This window comes from Dendronalium phyllosphericum CENA369 (genome assembly GCF_016056275.1).
GTDB classification, from domain to species: domain Bacteria; phylum Cyanobacteriota; class Cyanobacteriia; order Cyanobacteriales; family Nostocaceae; genus Dendronalium; species Dendronalium phyllosphericum.
Genome location: NZ_JAECZA010000326.1, coordinates 1 through 3171, shown reverse-complemented (window position 1 = coordinate 3171; position 3171 = coordinate 1). Strand labels below are relative to the sequence as shown.

The following is a 3171-nucleotide window of genomic DNA, read 5'->3' as shown; positions in this document are numbered from 1 at the left end:
ACTCCAATAGCTTTGTTTTCTAACAGTACAAGCCTTTTTCAGGTGACTTGTAAAATTTCTTTTTTCTCTGTGTGGTCTCTTTGTCTGTGTAGTTTTTTAGTTATTTATTTAACCACAGAGGCACAGGGAACACAGGATTAAGAATAGTTTTATTTATGGAATTTAGCAGCAATAAGCAAAAATTAAGCAATGGTAGTTCTGACTGACTTCAAAGCCTTATCTATAAAGGATTACAGTCGCCATTATCTCGCACTATTCTTGTGCGGTCGCAGCTAGAATTTGCGATCGCCTATGTGGATGCGTTTACACCTCATGATTTTAGAAGAACTTTTATCGGTAATCTATTGGATGCAGGTGCAGATATCGTCACTATAGTGAAACTTGCAGGTCATGCGTCGCCAAATACTACAAGTAAATATGATAAGCGTGGGGAAGCGGTGAAGAAACGGGCGATTGATTTGCTCAATGTGCCTTACAGTAGGCGGAATTGATAATTCATAAATATGCATGGCAGCGTCAAACGCTTTTTTGTATACCTTCTGATATTGGTATTGACTAAGGTGCAGCATTACCAAGTCCAAAATTAAAAATTCACTTTAATAATCTTTAGTTAAGTTCAGCTTAATTTTTACTTAACTATAAAGCAGAAATAATAACACAGTCAAAAAAATTACGAGATTCCTCAGCAAAATAGCAATAATACTGATATGCTCAACAAAAGTCTTATTTTGTCCTTGTTGGCATCATTCATTGTGGCTCCTGCCGCTAACGCAGAGGTTAAACTGATTGCAACTGGAAGCCTAGATGGTAATATCAGCGATCTCTCTACCGAAACATCTGCTCCCCTTGAAAATGGTGTTCCAGGAAACCTTTTGGGTGGTCTAGGGTCAGGACTGGCCTACGCTGGTTCTAATACCTTTATCGCTATTCCAGACCGTGGCCCAAATGCAGTGTCATACAACAGTGCTGTGAGTGACACAACATCTTATATCAACCGCTTCCAAACTATCAGAGTGAAACTCGTACCAAGCTCGCTTGGTTCAGCATTGCCCTTCACTCTTACCCCTTCCTTAATTGATACGACTCTGCTATTCAGTAATGAGCCTCTTTACTATGGGACTGGTGCGGGATTAGGGTTACCCAGCGGTGTCCCAGCCCTGAATACCAATCGTAAAAACTATTTTACTGGACGCTCAGACAACTTCAACCCCACTCAAATCTCGACCTATGCCAACAATGCCCGCTTCGATCCTGAAGGCGTGCGTGTATCAAATAATGGACAGCAGATATTTATCTCCGATGAATACGGTCCTTATGTGTACCAATTTAACCGCAATACAGGTAAGCGTATTAGGGTCTTCACGCTCCCTAGCAAGTTTGCAGTCAGCAACTTGAGTTCCGTTGGTGATACAGAGATCAGTGGCAACACGTCCGGTCGGGTTGCGAACAAAGGCATGGAAGGACTTGCCATTACTCCCAACGGTAAGACCCTAGTTGGTATTTTGCAGAGTCCGCTGCTCCAGGACGGTGGCACCAATGCTGCCTATACCAGAATCGTCAAGATTGACATCGAAACAGGTGCCACCCAGGAATACGCCTATCAGCTAGATAATATTGGTACGTCGGTTAAACCCAAATACCCCACCGTCAGCGAGATTGTGTCCATCAACGATCACGAATTCCTGGTAGACGAACGCGATGGCAAGGGGTTGGGCGACGGCTCATTGGCTGCCTTCAAGAAAATTTACCATATCGATCTGACAAATGCTCAAGAAGTAAGCAATATCAGTGGAGAAAACAACCTTGTTGGCAAGGCGGTCAGCAAGACCCTGTTCCTCGACGTGGTAGCTGCGCTGACTCAAAACGGGATCAAACAAGAGGACATTCCAGCCAAGCTTGAAGGTTTGGCCTTCGGAGAGGATGTGGTTATCAACGGTGTGAAAAAGCATACGTTGTTCATCACTAATGACAACGACTTCGTTGGTACTATAATGCCGGACACCTACCATTCGACGAGTGTTGACAACCCAAACAAGTTCTTCGTCTTCGCGGTTGACAGTATTAACCTGCCGGACTTCGTACCCCAGAAGCTCAAAGGGGGGCATTGACAGGGTAAAAGCCAATACGCTTGGGCATTAGTAAACTAAGGGACTTCCAAAAAATAAATTATGCCATTATCAATAATTGTAGCGAAGTGCAAACATCCAGCGATAAAACTGCAAACAAGGCGATGAGCGAAACCACATTAAAGGTTCTTGGCAACTTTTGGTGATCTTGGTTGGGGTCAGGCAAAAGGCAGACGTGATGATTTGCCCATGTTGTCAATACGGCGCTTAAAGAGGCACAAGTTAACACAATAGAAGATTTAAAGAAATATAGTGTCACAGGCTTGCGAACGCTGAAAAATCTGGGAAATAAATCTGTATCTCAGATAGTTGAAGCACTGCAAAGCCGAGGGATTGAGTTACCAGCTTCAGACCCGGAACACACGCCTTCTCTGTGAGCAGTGATTCCGAAAGTTAGAACTTTTATCGGTAATCTATTGGATGCGGGTGCAGATATCGTCACGGTAGCAAAACTTGCAGGTCATGCGTCACCAAGTACGACAAGTAAGTACGATAGGCGTGGAAAAGCAGCCAAGAAACGGGCGATTGATTTGCTGAATGTGCCTTACAAAAGGCGTTAGATACCAGAGTTATGTTGCAAAAACTAGGTTACTAATGTTTAGTAATATTTCACCAACGGGATCGTATCTCGGCAAGCCCCCTTACTCGTCCATCCTGGCAATTACAGCGTATTGCAGGTTTATGAGGTACAGTAACAACAGTTTGTAAACCAGTTTTTTAAATGCTCTGGATTAATCAAATTAAGTGCAGTTGCGATGAGAACATCAACCATTTTTGAAGAGGTTGGAGAAAAGGAGCGTAAAAAAGCTTTTAATTGTGACCACCAATGTTCGATGGGATTAAAGTCAGGAGAATAAGGTGACTGATAAAGAACATTTGCACCCTTTGATTGAATTAAAGACTCGATTCCTTCCACTTTATGTGCAGGGACATTATCCATAACAACTACAGCACCCGTCCAGAGTTGGGGAAGTAAACACTTTTCAATAAAGACTTTAAATGCATTTCCATCCATTGAACTATTCAACGTCATCACAGCCAAAAC

The 3171-nt window shown here is 43.0% G+C and carries 4 protein-coding genes and 1 pseudogene; 4 read left to right on the top strand and 1 reads right to left on the bottom strand.

Annotated features, from left to right (window positions below; genetic code table 11):
- Positions 1–260 precede the first annotated feature (260 nt).
- The 4 genes and pseudogenes from I8752_RS36595 (at position 261) to I8752_RS36580 (ending at position 2686) form a co-directional block, all read left to right on the top strand.
- On the top strand, positions 261–491 hold the full coding sequence (locus I8752_RS36595) for a site-specific integrase (protein ID WP_318780949.1): 231 nt from the start codon (positions 261–263) through the stop codon (positions 489–491).
- 216 nt (positions 492–707) lie between these two features.
- Entirely contained in the window at positions 708–2108 is a 1401-nt protein-coding gene (locus I8752_RS36590) for an esterase-like activity of phytase family protein (RefSeq protein WP_214437030.1), read from the top strand.
- A 233-nt stretch (positions 2109–2341) separates the two neighbouring features.
- Positions 2342–2503 (top strand): annotated as a pseudogene (locus I8752_RS38940) (DNA-directed RNA polymerase subunit alpha C-terminal domain-containing protein); the annotation flags it as partial.
- A 3-nt stretch (positions 2504–2506) separates the two neighbouring features.
- Positions 2507–2686, top strand: a complete 180-nt coding sequence (locus tag I8752_RS36580) for a hypothetical protein (protein ID WP_404827145.1) — start codon at positions 2507–2509, stop codon at positions 2684–2686.
- A 119-nt stretch (positions 2687–2805) separates the two neighbouring features.
- On the opposite strand, the gene I8752_RS36575 is transcribed toward I8752_RS36580, so the two are convergent.
- A partial coding sequence (locus tag I8752_RS36575; RefSeq protein ID WP_214437029.1) for a transposase occupies positions 2806–3171 on the bottom strand: 366 nt, incomplete at its 5' end.

Excerpts from the sequence above, each read along its gene's own strand:
- I8752_RS36590 (WP_214437030.1), top strand. The coding sequence starts at position 708 with ATGCTCAACAAAAGTCTTATTTTGTCCTTGTTGGCATCATTCATTGTG.